The organism is Nitratireductor alexandrii (assembly GCF_004000215.1).
GTDB classification, from domain to species: Bacteria; Pseudomonadota; Alphaproteobacteria; order Rhizobiales; family Rhizobiaceae; genus Mangrovimarina; species Mangrovimarina alexandrii.
Map to the genome: position 1 here is coordinate 704,183 of NZ_RBVY01000001.1, position 15,670 is coordinate 719,852.

Here is a 15,670-nt window from a genome sequence, read left to right on the forward strand (position 1 = left end):
CCGGTCTATCCGTTATCCGTATCCATGCTGGACGACAGGCCGCGGAGCACGTCCTTGACAGCAAATGTCGCTCGTGTCGTCGCCAACAGGCTTTCGAGCGCGATGGACGGTACCCCGGTTCGACATGCCTCCGCGAAGGCGCGCGCCTCGGCATTGTATCCCTTGTCGGAGCTCAAGCTCTTCGTCCGTTTCGTCTTTCCGCCAGCGACAAGGTCGAGTTGCCGGAAATTGTTTAGGATCGCGACCCGTTCGCCGCCGAAGATTTCCATATATTCCTTCGGATAGCTCGGGTCACCATTGGCCCAATAGTGCACTGTACCGATCGAGCCGTCGTCAAATCCTATCGTGAAACTCACCGTGTCGTCGCCCGATAGCGTCGCCCTCCGCGGATTGGCCGCAACGGCGGAGACCTCGACCGGGGAGGCGCCGCTTATAGCCTGGAAGGTATCGATGAAGTGGCAACCTTCGCCGATTATACGCCCACCGCCTGTGGCCGGATCGTGCACCCACCCCATCTCGGATTTGAGCGGAACGCGCCCGGCATTGACGCGATAGAGCATACTGAGCGGTTCACGGCGGTCGGCAAAATGCGCGGCGGCCTGAGTGACCATCGGAGAAAAGCGCCGGTTGAAGCCGATCGTGAGAGTGCCGGCGGAGTTTCTGCAAGCTGCCTCGACAGCGGCCAGATCCCCCGCTGTCAGAGCCAGCGGCTTCTCGACAAAAACGTGCTTTCCTCTTTCGAGCGCAGCGACCGCGTAGCGGGCATGACTGTCGTGGCGGGTCGTGATCAAAACCGCCGTGATATTGTCGTCGTCGAGCACCTTGTCGCTGTCGGAGACACCGTAGTCGGAGCCGTATCGCTCGGCGACGGAGATCGCGGAAAGTCCGCGCGCCGATGATACGCCGCGCAGGGTGAACGCTCCGGACTCCATCATCGCCGGAAGCAGGATTCCCTTGGCGAATTGGCCGGCGCCGATGAGGCCAAGCCCGATCCTGTCGGCCTTGACCGCGCGTTTGACCGCAGGCGCCGGAGGCGTCTCGTCGACCGTGCTCGTCCGGTCGTAGTCGAGAAGGATGCCGACGCTCAGCCCCTCGTCCTTGGCTTCGCCAGTTACAAGGGAATATGCCTCGACGGCCTTTTCGATCGGGAAGCGATGGGTCGTCAGCTTGGCTGGGTCGAACCGGCCGTCGGCAACGAGTTGCAGATAGCTTTCCAGATTGCGGCGTTCCGTCCAGCGGACATAGCCGATCGGATAATCCTTACCTTCTAATTCGTACTCCGGGTCGTAACGGCCCGGCCCGTAGGAGCGGGACTGCAGGATCTCGATTTCTTTCTCGAAATAGCTGCGCCGCGACAGGTCCATCTTGACGTCGCCGACCACCACCACTCGGGCCCGGTCGCGACAGAGCTCCGCGACCTCTTCGAAAACCGCACCTGACTTGCGCGATCCGGCTGTTAAAAGAATAGCGTCCGCGCCCCGGCCGCTCGTCATTTCGCCCAGCGTGGCCTTGAGCGCGGGATCCGACATCAAGAACGCGTCCGTCGCGCCATTGGCACGGGCAAGCTCCAGCTTTTGCCGATCGATGTCGACGCCGATGGCGCGCAGACCAGCGGCGGCGGCGATCTGAAGCGTGACCAGACCGACCAGTCCCAGGCCGACGACAACGACGATCGCGCCGATCTGTTGGTCGGCCTGGCGGATGCCGTGCATGGCGATGGCGCCCAGTGTCACGTAGGCTGCCTGGTCGTCGCTGACCGCCTTCGGGACGCGGGCGGCCAGATTGCGCGGCACCGACACCACTTCGGCATGGTTGGCATGGCCGAGGCCGGCCCCGGCGACCCTGTCGCCGATCGCGATGTCGTTGACGTTGCGTCCGATGGCGATCACTGTTCCGACGAGGGAATAGCCGAGCGGAATGGGCTCGGCGATCAGGTTCTTGACGACCTTGTAGGTCGGCCAGAGCCCCTCTGTGCGTGCGCGGTCGATAACTTTTCGCGCAAGGTCAGGTCGGTCGAGCGCCTTGCCGAGATAGGATTTACGGCCCAATCCGATGATGGCGCGATCGGTTCCGGCGCTGATCAGAGACGTATGAACACGGACCAGAACGCCGTTTGAGGACAAGGAGGGAGGCGGCGCGTCGGAAACGGACAACACACCCGTCTTGAAATTCTGGACAACGATCTTCACGTAATTTTTCCTTTATGCCCAGCTTGCATCGGGCGCGAATTTTTCAAACCACAATTCGAGCATGAAAATCGCGAAAAGCCGTTTCTCCAGCAAAAAGCCGTCGTCTTCCCCAGCGCCTTGCAGCTGAGCGACATAGCGATGGTCAACAAGCCCACGCCGTTTCAGTCGTTCTGGATCAAGCATACCGCGCAGCATATCGCGAAAGCGACGGTCGCGCATGAACTGGTCGAGCGGTGCGTAGAAGGCCCGCTTCGGCTCCGCTGCCGCCTCGGGGCCTAGCAATGTCTCGCCGAAACGGCGCAGCGCCCATTTGTTTTCGCCGCCGCGTAGCTTGACGTCGTCCGCACATCGGGCGGCCGCCTGAATCACGAGGTCATCCATGAACGGCACGCGGCATTCCAGCGAATGCGCCATGGTGATCTTGTCAGACTTCATCAAAATGTCGTCGGGCAGCCAGTGCGCGTATTGCAGTCCGAGCAGGCGCTGCAGGACGGTGCCATTGTCTGGCGGAGCCGCAAGAGGCGCCGGCATGGGTAGCGCCGAACCAGCTGCCTGCAGAATGTCCTTGGCGTCGAACAGCGAGATCGACGCGCGATAGAGTTCGGCCAGATTGCCACTGCCGGTATGTCGGACGAGATCGGCGATCTTTTTCCGACCGGAGCTGCCCAGCTTGCCGGGATAGTCGAAAGCGCGGTCGAGAAGGGTGACCGGCAGCCGCTCGACCAGGGCCGAAGCAAGGGACCAAGCCGGCCGGGGCAGGCGGTTGCGCCAGTGCCAGAGGTCGACGATTTTTCGGTGAAACATGTACCCGCCAAGCAATTCGTCGGCGCCTTCTCCGGACAGGACAACGGTGACTTGCTTGCGGGCTTCTCGCGCCAGTACCGACATCGGCACAACAATCGCATCGCCGAGGGGCTCGTCAAGAGTCCAGCAGATATCCGGCAGAGACAGAAAGTCCTCGATTCCGCATTCGATCTCCGTATGACGCGCGCCGATCATTCGAGCGGTGGCCGCGGCGCGGCGCAGATCGGCGTCTGGATGCCCGGCGAAGCCGACCGAGAACGTTCGCACCGGCTCTCCGCTCTGTTCCGCCATCAGCGCGACGATCGTGTTGGAATCGACCCCTCCGGACAGGAAGGCGCCAACAGGGACATCGCTGATCATATGGCGGCGCACCGACGCGCGCATCGCCTCACCGAAATCGGCAACCGCGTCGGCGGGGGCTCGATCGGTTATCTGGACGCCGGGTCCCGGAGGAGACCAGTAGCGGCGCAGATGGGCCTGCCCGCCGGCGAAGACGAGTTCGTGGCCCGGCGGAAGTTTTTGTACGCCGCGAAACATCGAGCGGGGGCCGGGGACATATCGCAGCGCGAGGTAGTCCGTAACGGCTGCGAGGTCGACCGTCCGGTCAAAGCCATCCCATGTCATCAAGGCCTTGATCTCGGAGGCGAACAGGAAACGGTCGGCATCAACAGCGTAATAGAGCGGCTTTATTCCGACGCGATCACGGACGACCTTGAGGACAGGCATTCCGTCGCGGAGATCCGCGATCGCGATCGCGAACATGCCGTGCAAGCGCGACCATGCCTTTTCTCCCCAGGCGAGATAGGCCTTCAGCACGACCTCGGTGTCGCTGGTGGTAACGAAGTCGTGCCCGAGCGCGAGCAGCTCGTGGCGGACCTCTCGGTAATTGTAGATTTCGCCATTGTGAACCAGTCCGACCCGACCTTCCGCGGCAAACATCGGCTGATCGCCGGTTTCCAGATCGATAACGGCAAGGCGCCGCATGCCGATATGGAAACCGGCTTCCGGAAACGCAGCCGAGCCGCCGTTATCAGGGCCGCGGTGCACCAGAGCGGCGCACATGCGTCCGATCAGTTCGGGGTCGTCAATTCCCGCGTATCCGGCAATTCCACACATTGTTTTCCCGCGTCAGTCGGCCGTGAAAACGTGCTCGGTTTCGAGCGGGCGTGCGGATGGAGGATGGGGTTTCGGGTAATATTTCATCCAGTTTTCGATCATCACCTCGCGAACCTGATAGAGCGTCACCGCCGTCCCAATCAGCATCAGCGTGAAGAGGATAAGATTCAGGCCGACGAGCGCGAACAATCCGGACGGTTCGCCGATGAAGAGGTTGCGCGTTGCCAGGATGAGGAAGATCAGGCTCAGCAGCGACGTGGCAGCGCCGAGAACGGCAAAGTGGCGCACAGGCTGTGCCATCACCAAAAACCGCAGATGGGTGAAGATCGTGCGCCGGATGCGCGTCGATGACTTGCGTTTGGCGTTAGGGTCTCGGGCGAGCCGGTGCGTCTGCCAAGTCAACACGGCCGGAAGCTCACCCGCAACGAAATTGAGAGCAAGGAGCTTCAGGAGAACCTCCAGGTGGAATTCCTTGCCGCTTTCGAACACCACCAAAGGCTGGATCACACTTCGCCGATAGGCGCGTGTCATGCCGGTGTTCATCGTCACATTACTTTCGAACAGCTTACGGATCAGCCAGTTGCCGGCGCGACTGAGAAAGGCGCGGCGCGCATCGACGTTTACGAGCGCGCCACCTTTCCTGTGCGGCGAGGCGACTACGAAATCGTAGGCAGGATATGTATCGAGGAAGGAGACCAGACGCTCCACTATATCCTCGCCCCAGGAACCATCCGCCTCGGTCGTTACGATGATGTCGCCACGGGCCGCATCGATGCCTGTTTTAAGCGCGCGTCCACGACCCTGATTGAAGGGATAGCTGAGCACTCGGATCGGGCTGGGGGGCGCGGCCTGCAATGCCTTAATCAGGTGCTCATGTGACGCGTCTGTGGATCCGTCATTCACCATAATGAGTTCGAAATCACCGGGGAAATCTGCTTGCAGGCGCTTGCACATGTCGAGTGTAGCTCGCTCGATGATTTGTTCCTCGTTGTAGAATGGACAAACAATCGAAATACGTGGGCACCAGTCGGGCTGGTTTCGGGGCCTTTCCTGGGTATCCATCGTCATGATTTTGTCCGGTGGTGTTTAAGAGCGCAGCGCACAATGCCTTATATCAACAGGGACAGAAGGCGGCAGATGATTCCGATTACGGGTAATTATCGTGCAGGTTGACCACCCGAGGGCTGTCAATTGACACGGTACGCAACTTCCGTCAACGAGGATACGCTGAGCCGGTCGTTGAAAGTGCCTGTCGTTTAACAGGCAATAGTCGGGCGGAAACCTCACGCCGCGATCTGCCGTTTGAAATAGGCGATCGTTTCCTTCAGCCCGTCTTCAAGCCCGACCCGCGGCTGCCAGCCGAGGCGGTCGCGGGCCTGGGCGATGTCGGGCTGGCGCTGTTTGGGATCGTCATGCGGCAGCGGCTTGAACACCAGCTTGGAACGCCCGCCGCACAGGCTGAGTATTTTCTCGGCCAGGTCGCGGATCGACATCTCGCTCGGATTGCCCATGTTGAGCGGCCCGATCAGCGTTGCCGGCGCGGCCATCATCCGCGTGAGGCCGTCGACCAGGTCGTCGACATAGCAGAAGCTGCGCGTCTGCGAGCCGTCGCCATAAAGGGTGATGTCCGCGCCGTTCAGCGCCTGGACGATGAAATTGCTGACCACCCGGCCGTCATTGGGGTGCATGCGCGGACCGTAGGTGTTGAAGATCCGCACCACCTTGATGTCGACGCCGTGCTGGCGGTGATAGTCGAAAAACAGCGTTTCGGCGCAGCGCTTGCCCTCATCGTAGCACGAGCGCACGCCGATCGGATTGACGTGGCCCCAATAGGTTTCCGGCTGCGGATGAATCTCCGGGTCGCCATAGACCTCGCTGGTGGAGGCCTGCAGGATGCGCGCCTTGGTGCGCTTGGCGAGCCCCAGCATGTTGATCGCGCCGTGAACACTGGTCTTGGTGGTCTGGACCGGGTCGAACTGATAGTGGACCGGCGATGCGGGGCAGGCGAGATTGTAGATCTCGTCGACCTCGACATAGAGCGGGAAGGTCACGTCGTGGCGCATCAGCTCGAAATGCGGATCCTGCGCGAAGCCGGCCAGATTGTCCTTCACGCCGCAATAGAAATTGTCGACGCACAGAATGTCGCTGCCCTCGGCCAGCAGTTTCTGGCACAGATGCGAGCCGATGAAACCGGCGCCGCCGGTGACCAGCACTCTCTTTCGGTTCGCCACGCGCATGGCCCGGCTCCGCGGGGCAGGGGCGCTCCCCGATGGCCGCCCCGCTTGCGCGCCGCCAGGGGTTCGGCGCGTCCGGGCAGCCAGGCGGCCGGAACGCGCGGTCCGTGGTGACAGCTTTACGAAGCCCGGCCCCGCGTGGCAACGGCCAAGAGCTGTGTCCCGTCGCGGGGAATGTCGAGGCCTGTGCCCTTGTGCGGCCGCATGGGGCGCGCTAGAGCCGTCCCATCATGGCGGACGACCAAGAGCTTCTGCGCGAGATGGAACGGCTGGCGGTTCTCGCCAGCCGCGACATTCTCGATGTCGCGCGGCGCGGGATCGTGACGGAACGCAAAAAAGACGCTTCGCCCGTGACCGAGGCCGACCGGCGCGCCGAAAAGACCATTTTGGACGGATTGCGCCGGGCTTTTCCCGCAATTGCCTGTATCGGCGAGGAGGAGGCGAGCGCGGGTCTCGCCGATGCCGAGACCGGCGAGACCTTCTTTCTGGTCGATCCGCTCGACGGCACCAAGGAATTCGTCTGCGGACGCCCGGACTATACGGTCAACATCGCCCTGATCAGAAACGCCGCACCGGTGATCGGCGTGGTGGCGGCGCCGGCCACCGGCGAGCTCTACGCGGCCAGGCCCGGCCATGCCGAGCATGCGCGCATCGCCGCCGACGGCGCCATCGGCGCGCGCGCGCCGCTCGCCGTGCGGCCGGCGGCCGAGCCGCCTTTGGTGGTGGCGAGCCGCTCGCATCTCAGCCGGGAAACCTCCGACTATATCGCGGCCTGCGGCGCGACGGAGACCGTCTCGGTCGGTTCCTCGCTCAAATTCTGCCTGCTCGCCCGGGGCGCGGCCGATCTTTATCCGCGCTTTTCGCGCACCATGCAGTGGGACACGGCCGCCGGCGACGCGGTGCTGCGCGCGGCCGGGGGGCGCACCGTGGAGGTTGGCGGTGGCGATCTCGCCTATGGGCGACGGCCGGTGCGGGGCGAGGAATGGGCCAATCCCTGGTTCATCGCCATGGGCGGGGCGGTGTTGCCGGCCGATCCCGGCCGCTGACGGCGCACGCGAAGGACCTCCGCCCGGCTCAGCCGATTTCTGCGCGCCAGGGCGGATTGGCGCCCGCGCGCGATACGGTGACGGCGGCCGCGCGTGCGGCAAGGCCAAGCGCGCCCATAAGCGCTTCATGGCCGAGCCCGCACAGCGCGGCTTTCGACAGCAGCCCGTTTTGCGACAAAAACGCCAGCAGCCCGGCATTGAACGTGTCGCCGGCGCCGAGCGTGTCGGCAACGGAAACCGGTCGCGCCGGGACCGTGACCGTGCGGTCGCGGACATGGCCGCTCGCGCCGGCTGCGCCGCGCGTCACCACCACCAGGCTGGGGCCGAGATCGAGCAGGCCGCGGGCGGCGTCGTCACTGTCGCTGCCGGTGAGCCATGCAAGATCCTCGTCGGACAGTTTGACGATGTCGCTCATCGCCATCATGCGCCGCAGGCGCGCCCGGTGGCGCTGCGGATCGGCGATGAAATCGGGACGGATATTGGGGTCGAGCACGATCACCCGGCGCGTCCGTTCGCGCGCCATCAGCGCCTCGTAGGTCGATCCGCACGGCTCCGAGACCAGGCTGATCGCGCCGAAATGCAAGGCCTCGACCGCGTCATCGAGGACCGGCAGATCCTGTAGCTCCAGCATCCGGCCGGCCGTGTTTTCGTCATAGAACAGATATTGCGCCTGACCGTCGCCGAGCGTGACGAAGGCGAGCGTGGTCGGCCGGCCCGAGCGGCGCACGTGGCGCGTGTCGACCCGGCTCGCCCGCAGCGCGCCGTCGAGCAGGGCGCCGAACGGATCGGTGGAAAGGCCGGCGAAAAAACCGGTTGCAACGCCGAGCCGGCCAAGCGCGACGGCGGTGTTGAACACCGCTCCGCCGGCCTGCGGCACATAGGCGACGGCGCCGTCATCGACGGGTCGGGGCAGCATGTCGATCAGCGCTTCGCCGCAGCACAGGATCATCGAGGTCTCGCAGTTTCGCCGGCTCGCCGGCGCTCGACCTTATGCCGGCAATCGGCCTTTCGACAATCCTTGCCGCGCCGGCAAGCGCACAAGGCCGGGCGCTGGAGATGGCCGGGCGATGTTTCTCGCGCCGGGCGGGAACTGGCGACCGGGGCCGTGGCCAGGACCTACTGGACGAGGACGGAACGGGCGCAGCGCACGCCGCTGACCTTGACGTCGGCCTCGCCGAGACGCACGCCGAGCACGCCGAGAAGGTCGGCCAGAAGATTGTCGATCGCCGGCGTCACCGCGCCCAGAATGCCGGCCAGCGTGTTGGTGACGGCACCCAGGCCGAGACCGAGGCCGAGCACGCGCACCTCCAGGTCGAGCTCTCCAAGCAGCGACGCCGTCAGCGAGCTGGTGATGTCGCGTGTCGAGGCGGTCTTCACCGTCGCGTTGCGGATGTCGGTCGCGTTGAAGCGCAGATCGGTCGACCGGCCGTTGCCGATATTGACCCGAGCCTGGCCGCGCACCTTGATCAGCGGCACGGAGACGATGTCGGCGTCCTGGAAGGAGAGCGTTCGCGTGAAGTCGGCGAAACCGGCGCTCGACGTCTCGGCAATGCGCAGTTCGGCGATGCCCGGCCGCGTCGCGACCGTGACCTGGGCGCTGGAGGCGGTGCCGTCCGGGCAGGCGATGCGTTTCAGCCGGCCTTCCGCGTAGGCGACCTCCAGGAACAGCGGCAGCTTGATCGCGACGCCGCGCAAAATGCCGGTTCCGCCGATCTGGACGTCGATGCGCGCCCGCGTCTGGGCCGTGCGCACCACCGTGCCGTGTTCGCCGAGCGCGAACCAGCCGCTTTGCTGCATCGGTTCGCCGATCGCCACGGCGGCCGTGACCCGCGCCAGGCCGGGGATGGCCGCGCCGAGGTCGAGCGCGACCTGGTTCTGGCCGTTGGCGGCGACCGCGCTGCCGGTGATCAGCTCCATCACGCCCAAAGTCGCGTCGAAGGCGCCGCGTCCGCTCCCGAGCGCCAGCGAGGCGGCTTCGCCGAGATTGATCATGTGCGACAGCGGCACCTCGATCGTGGCGGCGTTCGGGCTTGTGGCAATGGTGTGCAAGGCCGTCCTGAGCGCCGGGTTCGCACCGTCGGTGGCCGCCACCGCCTTGGCGATGTCGCCGATCGTGGCCTCGGTGGCCAGCAATTGCGAATAAGTGCCGGCATCGAGGTCGATTTCGGAGGCCAGCGCGTCGAGGAACCCGAACAGCGACACGTCGGCGTCGAGCAGGGCGTCGTAGTCCATCGCCGACAGCGACAGATTGGTGCCGAGCAACCCGCCGAGAAGATCGTTCACCAGCCCGCCATTCAGGCTTGCGAGCCGCGAGCCGATCGAAAAGGCGGCTTTCGGCGTCGCGCTGGCGGTCGAGGTGACGGCGATCGTCGGGCTGCCCATCAGGGTTTCGGCGAAGAAGCGCTTGCCGGTGCGGGTCAGGGTGACCCGCACCGCGTTCGGGTTGGCGTGATCGCGCTCGAAGCGGACCGACACCGGCAGATCGGGGTCGGGCTTGTAAAGGCCCGTTTCGACGGTGAGCAGGTTTTCGCCCGCCGCGGGAATGTCGGGGTGCTCGCCGTCGCGGATCACCGTGATCGAGCCCAGACGATTGTCGCGAAGCGCCGCGATCACCGCGTCCTCGGCCGCATCGAGGCGCCTGGCCCCGGCGATCGCGGCGATGTCGGCCAAAGTCTGCACCTCGCGCTTTTCGTTGTAGAGCGCGCCGGCGTCGATGGCGAAGGCGGCCATGGCCAGCGCCAGCGGCGCCAGAAAGGCGCTCATGGTGGCGAGATTGCCCTTGCGGTCGGTCAGAAAACCGGCGGCGCGGCGCAGACGCTTCGGGCGCGACGACGCCATCTCATAACCCTCCGACGCGAATGGTCGAAACCCGCCGGATCTCGGCCGGCGGCATCGGCAGCCCCTTCATCAGGTTCCAGATCGGCAGCGCGCGCGCGTCGTAAAGCACCGAGACCGTGAACTGGTTCGGATTGGCGGGGTTTTCCACGACCGAGAAGACCAGGCTGTCACGATCGATGAACGGATAGGAACTGGCGTTCGCGTCGACGAAACTGGTCGCCAAAGCGCGCCGTTCGGTAAGATCGAGCCCGGCGATCGCCGTGCGGGTGGCGTCGGCGGCGATCTGCTGCAGGGAGTGGGCGGCGGCGAGATGGATGCCGAACGCCACCATGCCCAGGAACATGGCCAGGAACAGCGGCGCCAGGATGGTGAACTCCACGGCCGTGGCCCCGGACCGGCAGGCGGCGAGGCGGCGAAATGCGAGAGGGGCGCACAGGGTACACATAGCGCCACTAGAGCATGCAGCCCATCACGCAATGCTAATGGCTGATACAACCTGGGCTGGCTCGCAGGTGTATGGCTGTCCCACCGGCGCCGGCGCCGGCGGCCGGTTCGGGCGCTGGTGCGCCGGGCTCGAAGCCGGGCAAGGCCTGCGCGCCAAACGCGGCGACCGCGCAACCCGCCTCCGCCTAAAGGAGCCTCGAAACGCGCAACGTGTCTCTGCCCCGCCGAACTCGGGCTTTCGACCGCGCGACCCGACGAAACCGCTTCAGCCGCGCGCCAGGGCCTCGTGTCCGTCGGCCAAGTCTTCCAGAAGCGCGCGCAGGGCAGCCGCCTTGGACGCGCCGAAGGTCTCCTCGATCCGCCGGCCGTGCGCGTCGGCGATCGGGCGCAGCCGCGCTTGAATGGCCAGGCCCCGGTCGGTGATATGAACCAGCACGCGGCGCTGATCGTCGGGGTCGGCGACGCGGTGGATAAGCCCGCTCGCCACCATCCGGTCGGCAAGCTTGGTCAGAGCGGGATGGTTCATCAGCACCTGTTCGGCGAGCGCTCCCATCGAGCGGCCGGCGCGGTCGGCGAGGATTTCCAGCACGCGCCATTGCTCCACCGAGATTTTTTCGGCCTGAAGCCGCGCTTCGAGCTCGGCATGCAGGCGCCGATGCGCCCGCGCGAGCTGGTAGGTCAAATACATCTCGATGGAAGGCGTCGGCACGTCGCTGGTCCCGTCCTCGTCCGGAAAATCGTTGTGCGCGAAGCGTGCGCTTTCGCGGCGATTGATTTGACCGCTTTATTCCGTTATTTTACTTGGAAAATGAAGCGGGTCAATTGCTGGGAGGCAAGAAGGATTGACCGCGGCGAGAATGATCGAGTTGAGGGGAAAATCCTTTCCGCCGCCCGGCCTGGTTTGTCCGGGCGATCTGGATCGCTTGTCGCCGATCGGCGGAACGCGGACGCATCGTGTCGCGGTTCTGGTGCCGATGGGCGGCTCGGCTGGGCTGTGGGGCCCGTCGTGCATTTCCTGCGCGCAACTGGCGATTTCGGAGGTCAATGCCGGCGGCGGCATCGCAGGGGTCGCGCTCGAACCGGTTTTCCTCAATTCCGACGACAGCTCGGTGAGCGATCTCGAATACGAGCTGAGCGGACTGGTGGAGGACGGCGTGGTCGCCGGCATCGTCGGAATGAGCGTCAGTTCGGTGCGCCAGCGGCTGAACAAGGTGCTCGCCGGGCGCGTGCCGCATATCTACACGCCGCTTTATGAAGGCCATGAGCACACCCCCAACGTTTACGCCATCGGCGAGACGCCCAGCGACCAGCTCGTGCCGGCGATCGCGCGGCTGTCCGACATGCTGTCGGCGCGGCGCTGGGCACTGATCGGCAACGACTATGTGTGGCCGCGCGCCTCCAACGCGATCGCCAAGCCCTGCATCGCCGCTCAGGGCGGGACGGTGACGTTCGAGGGTTACGTGCCGTTCGGCCTGGAGGAGCCGGCCTGGCTGGTCGAACGCATCATGCGTACCGAACCCGATATCGTGCTGATCTCGCTGGTCGGGCAGGACGCGGTCGAATTCAATCGCTGTTTTGGCGACATGGGACTCGACCGCAGCGTCTTCCGCTTTTCCACCGCGATCGAGGAAAACGTGCTGATGGCGACGGGCGCGGCCAACACCAAGCGCCTGTTCGCCGCGGCGTCGTATTTTTCGGCGCTGGCGACCGAGCAGAACCTGTCTTTCAAGGAGCGCTACCACGCCATCCACGACGGGGCCGCGCCCGCTCTCAATTCGCTCGGCCAGTCCATGTACGAAGGCATCAGCTTCTATGCCGGCCTGATGCGCCGGCGCGAGAGCGATGCACCCGGCCCGATTTCTTATGCCAGCGCCCGAGGCGGGGTGTTTTACACCAATGACCGCAAGGTCTGTCCGACCTATCTCGCGCGCGCCGACGGATTGCAGTTCTCGATCCTCGACCGCCTGTCCTGACCGATCCCGGCCTGTCGCGGTTTGCGCCGCGTCCGCTCCGGGCCGCCGGCGGGACGCTCGCCCAGCCGGACCTGATGTCAAAATTTACTTGAATTGGAAAATAAATCGTCTTAGGATATTTTCCAATTCAAATAATAATCGCACGCAAGGCCGGGGAGGGTCGCGTGGCTTGGCTGCTTGGTATCATTCTCATCATCGTCGTGGCGGCGGTTGCGATCCTGTTTCTCAACCGGTTCTACGTGAAGTCGACGCGCGACGCGGCGCTGATCCGCACCGGCGCCGGCGGCCGTAAAATCATCATCGACGGAGGCGCCCTGGCGCTGCCCATCCTGCACCGCGTCGACCGCATGAACATGCGTTCGGTGCGCCTGCAGGTGGAGCGGACCGGCGGCCGGGCCCTGATCTCGGAAGACCGGTTGCGGGTCGATCTGACGATGGAGTTCCACCTGCGGGTCGACCCGACGCCGGACGGCATCGCCACCGCCGCCCAGGCGCTCGGCTCGAAGGCCTTTCGCGAGGACGAGATGCAGGCGCTGATGGAAGGCAAGCTCGTCGACGCCGTCCAGGCCGAGGTCGCGCGCCGCACCATGGACGCGCTGCATGTCGACCGTGGCGGCTTTTCCGAGGCGGTCGCCGCGCGGCTCGCCGCCAATCTGGCCAAGTCAGGGCTCGTGGTCGATTCGGTGTCGCTGATCCATCTCGACCAGACGCCGTTTTCGGATCTGGACGACAACAACGCCTTCAACGCGGTCGGCATGCGCCGCCTCGCCGAAACGATTGCGGAAAACCGCAAGGCGCGCGTCGACGTGGAGGCCGAGGCCGACACGACGGTCAGGCGGCGCCAGCTCGAGCAGACCAAGGAAAGGCTCGCCATCGAGCGCGAGCAGCAGGAATTCGAGATCGTCAGCAAGCTCGAGATCGAGCGCCAGCGCATCCGCCACAACAGCGAGCTGGAAACCAGTCGGACCGAAGCCGAACGGCTCGCCGAGGAGCAGCGCATCGCCAAGGCGCGCGACCTCAAACAGGCCGAGATCGACCGCGACCTGGCCCTGCGCCGGCGCGAGATGGAGGCGCTGCTGGAGGTCGAAGCGGCAAAGATCGACAACGCGATCCGCATCGCGGCCAAGCGCGGCGAGGAGACCGAGGAACAGGCCAAAGCCGAGGCTGCGCGCGTTGGGCTGATCGAGGCGCAGGAACAGGTACAGACCTCGCGCGACCTGGCGGCCGCCGACCGCAGCCGCAAGCTGGCCCAGTTGAAGGCGCAGCAGGACAGCGAGACCGACGATGCCCGCGTGAAATCGAAAGTCTCTTCGATCCTGTCGACGGCAAAGGCCGAGAGCGAGGCCGTGCAATTGCGCGCCGCGGCCGAGCGCGACCGGCTGGTGGCCGAGGCCGAGGGACGCTCGGCAGAAATCCAGGCCGACAACCAGCAATCCGACGCCGTGCTGCGGGCCCGCGTTGAGATGCACAAGATCGACCGTCTGCCCGAGATCGCCACCCAGATGATGAAGCCGGTCGAAAAGATCGACTCGATCCGTATCAACCAGATCGGCGGTCTGGGCGGCCGCAACGGCGCCGGCGAGGGCGACGGCACGCCGTTCGGCCAGGCGCTGGACTCCATTTTGGGCATGTCGGTGCAACTGCCCTTCATGAAAAAGCTCGGCGACGAGATCGGTCTCGATTTCGACGCCCAGCTTGCCGGCCGCACGGCCGACGCCGCCGGACGGGCCGCCGCTGCGACCCGGCCCAAGAAAGACGGCTGAACGCCGCCGCGACCACCACAGGGGAGAGAAAGATGACCAGCAGACGCGAATTCCTTGCAGGCAGCGCCGCCCTGGCCGCGAGCGGCCTGTTCGCCGCCGTGCCCGGCGCCCGCGCCGCCGACCCGATCAAGTTCGGCTCGATCCTCGACATGTCGGGCATTTTCGACGCTTACGGCAAGCCGATGGACATGGCCATGCGGCTGGCGATCGACGAAATCAACGCCGCCGGCGGCCTGCTCGACCGTCCGGTCGAGGTCACCGCCTACGACACCCAGTCCGACATGGCGCTCTACACCCAGTTCGGCCAGCAGCTGGCCCGCCGCGACAAGGTCGACGTCGTGCATGGCGGCATCCTGTCGGCCTCGCGCGAGGCGATCCGCCAGACGCTGCGCAAGAGCGAGGTTCTTTATTTCTACAACGTGCTCTACGAAGGCGGGGTGTGCGACCGCAACCTGTTCGTCACCGGCGTCACCCCGGCCCAGCAGGTCGAGATCGTGGTGCCGGCCGCGATCAAGAAATGGGGGCCGAAGATCTACATCCTGGCCGCCGACTACAATTACGGCCAGATCACCGCGCGCTGGATGCAGAAATATGCCGCGGAGGCCGGCGGCGAGGTGGTGCGGACCGACTTCTTTCCGCTCGACGTCGCCGATTTCGGCTCCACGATCGCCAAGATCCAGAGTGCGGCGCCCGACATCGTGGTCTCGGCGCTGGTCGGCGGTGCGCATCTGTCGTTTTACCGACAATGGGCCGCCGCCGGCATGAAGCCGAAGATCCCGATGGCCTCGACCACGCTCGGGGTCGGCAACGAGCACAAGGTGCTGACCGCCGAGGAGGGCGACGGCATTCTGGTCGCCTATAATTACTCGCCCGAGATCGCCTCGCCGGCCAATGAGCGGTTCCTGAAGGGCTGGACCGACAAATACGGCGACACCAGCCTGATCCACGAGATCGCGGTCTCCAACTATCAGGGCGTGCATGTGTGGGCCGAGGGCGTGCGCAAGGCCGGCACGCTCGACCGCGACGCGGTGATCGCCGCGCTGACGCAGGGTCTGTCGATCGACGGTCCCGGCGGCATGGTCGCCATCGACCCGAAGACCCACCATGCCGTGCTCGACGTGCATTTGATGGAGTTCGCCGGCCAGAAGCTGAAGGTTCTGGAAAGCTTCGCCCAGCGCCAGCCCGTCGACACCCAGGGCGTGTGCGATCTCGTCGCCAACCCCGACGACAACACGCAATACGAAATCAAGATCTGACGCGAGC

The 15,670-nt window shown here is 65.1% G+C and carries 12 protein-coding genes; 4 read left to right on the top strand and 8 right to left on the bottom strand.

The features are described from left to right. Positions 1-5 precede the first annotated feature (5 nt). From EP380_RS03330 to EP380_RS03345, 4 genes are all read right to left on the bottom strand, one after another. Complete coding sequence (locus EP380_RS03330; protein ID WP_127596558.1) at positions 6-2,189, bottom strand: bi-domain-containing oxidoreductase; 2,184 nt, start codon at positions 2,187-2,189, stop codon at positions 6-8. 12 nt (positions 2,190-2,201) lie between these two features. Continuing rightward, positions 2,202-4,109 carry an asparagine synthase (glutamine-hydrolyzing) gene (gene asnB, locus EP380_RS03335; RefSeq protein ID WP_127596561.1) on the bottom strand — a complete coding sequence of 636 codons (1,908 nt, stop codon included), beginning with the start codon at positions 4,107-4,109 and terminating at the stop codon, positions 2,202-2,204. Between the two features lie 12 nt (positions 4,110-4,121). Continuing rightward, positions 4,122-5,177 carry a glycosyltransferase family 2 protein gene (locus tag EP380_RS03340; RefSeq protein ID WP_127596564.1) on the bottom strand — a complete coding sequence of 352 codons (1,056 nt, stop codon included), beginning with the start codon at positions 5,175-5,177 and terminating at the stop codon, positions 4,122-4,124. Positions 5,178-5,392: 215 nt separating this feature from the next. After that, positions 5,393-6,346, bottom strand: a complete 954-nt coding sequence (locus tag EP380_RS03345) for a UDP-glucuronic acid decarboxylase family protein (RefSeq protein ID WP_106571170.1) — start codon at positions 6,344-6,346, stop codon at positions 5,393-5,395. A gap of 227 nt (positions 6,347-6,573) precedes the next feature. Between EP380_RS03345 and cysQ the strand changes: the two genes are divergently transcribed. Further along, positions 6,574-7,389 (top strand): 3'(2'),5'-bisphosphate nucleotidase CysQ, encoded by an 816-nt coding sequence (gene cysQ, locus EP380_RS03350; RefSeq protein WP_127596567.1) that lies wholly within the window; start codon positions 6,574-6,576, stop codon positions 7,387-7,389. A gap of 28 nt (positions 7,390-7,417) precedes the next feature. Here cysQ and EP380_RS03355 read toward each other — a convergent pair whose 3' ends face one another. The 4 genes from EP380_RS03355 to EP380_RS03370 all read right to left on the bottom strand — a co-directional run bounded on the left by EP380_RS03355 (position 7,418) and on the right by EP380_RS03370 (position 11,380). Then, positions 7,418-8,338 carry a carbohydrate kinase family protein gene (locus tag EP380_RS03355; RefSeq protein ID WP_127596569.1) on the bottom strand — a complete coding sequence of 307 codons (921 nt, stop codon included), beginning with the start codon at positions 8,336-8,338 and terminating at the stop codon, positions 7,418-7,420. A 167-nt stretch (positions 8,339-8,505) separates the two neighbouring features. After that, entirely contained in the window at positions 8,506-10,227 is a 1,722-nt protein-coding gene (locus EP380_RS03360; protein ID WP_127596571.1) for a TadG family pilus assembly protein, read from the bottom strand. Between the two features lies 1 nt (position 10,228). Further along, the gene (locus EP380_RS03365; RefSeq protein WP_238719690.1) at positions 10,229-10,606 is read right to left on the bottom strand and encodes a TadE/TadG family type IV pilus assembly protein; all 378 of its coding nucleotides are present in this window, start codon (positions 10,604-10,606) and stop codon (positions 10,229-10,231) included. A gap of 330 nt (positions 10,607-10,936) precedes the next feature. Beyond that, positions 10,937-11,380, bottom strand: a complete 444-nt coding sequence (locus EP380_RS03370; protein WP_127596575.1) for a MarR family winged helix-turn-helix transcriptional regulator — start codon at positions 11,378-11,380, stop codon at positions 10,937-10,939. 133 nt (positions 11,381-11,513) lie between these two features. Here EP380_RS03370 and EP380_RS03375 point away from each other — a divergent pair, with 133 nt between their 5' ends. The 3 genes from EP380_RS03375 to EP380_RS03385 all read left to right on the top strand — a co-directional run bounded on the left by EP380_RS03375 (position 11,514) and on the right by EP380_RS03385 (position 15,663). Beyond that, positions 11,514-12,644, top strand: coding sequence for a substrate-binding domain-containing protein (locus tag EP380_RS03375; protein ID WP_127596578.1), 1,131 nt, complete (start codon positions 11,514-11,516; stop codon positions 12,642-12,644). A 164-nt stretch (positions 12,645-12,808) separates the two neighbouring features. Then, positions 12,809-14,407, top strand: a complete 1,599-nt coding sequence (locus tag EP380_RS03380; protein WP_127596581.1) for a flotillin family protein — start codon at positions 12,809-12,811, stop codon at positions 14,405-14,407. Positions 14,408-14,439: 32 nt separating this feature from the next. Further along, complete coding sequence (locus EP380_RS03385) at positions 14,440-15,663, top strand: urea ABC transporter substrate-binding protein (RefSeq protein WP_127596584.1); 1,224 nt, start codon at positions 14,440-14,442, stop codon at positions 15,661-15,663. Positions 15,664-15,670 lie beyond the last annotated feature (7 nt).

Excerpts from the sequence above, each read along its gene's own strand:
- asnB (WP_127596561.1), bottom strand. The coding sequence starts at position 4,109 with ATGTGTGGAATTGCCGGATACGCGGGAATTGACGACCCCGAACTGATC.
- EP380_RS03340 (WP_127596564.1), bottom strand. The coding sequence starts at position 5,177 with ATGACGATGGATACCCAGGAAAGGCCCCGAAACCAGCCCGACTGGTGC.
- EP380_RS03345 (WP_106571170.1), bottom strand. The coding sequence starts at position 6,346 with ATGCGCGTGGCGAACCGAAAGAGAGTGCTGGTCACCGGCGGCGCCGGT.
- cysQ (WP_127596567.1), top strand. The coding sequence starts at position 6,574 with ATGGCGGACGACCAAGAGCTTCTGCGCGAGATGGAACGGCTGGCGGTT.
- EP380_RS03355 (WP_127596569.1), bottom strand. The coding sequence starts at position 8,338 with ATGATCCTGTGCTGCGGCGAAGCGCTGATCGACATGCTGCCCCGACCC.
- EP380_RS03360 (WP_127596571.1), bottom strand. The coding sequence starts at position 10,227 with ATGGCGTCGTCGCGCCCGAAGCGTCTGCGCCGCGCCGCCGGTTTTCTG.
- EP380_RS03385 (WP_127596584.1), top strand. The coding sequence starts at position 14,440 with ATGACCAGCAGACGCGAATTCCTTGCAGGCAGCGCCGCCCTGGCCGCG.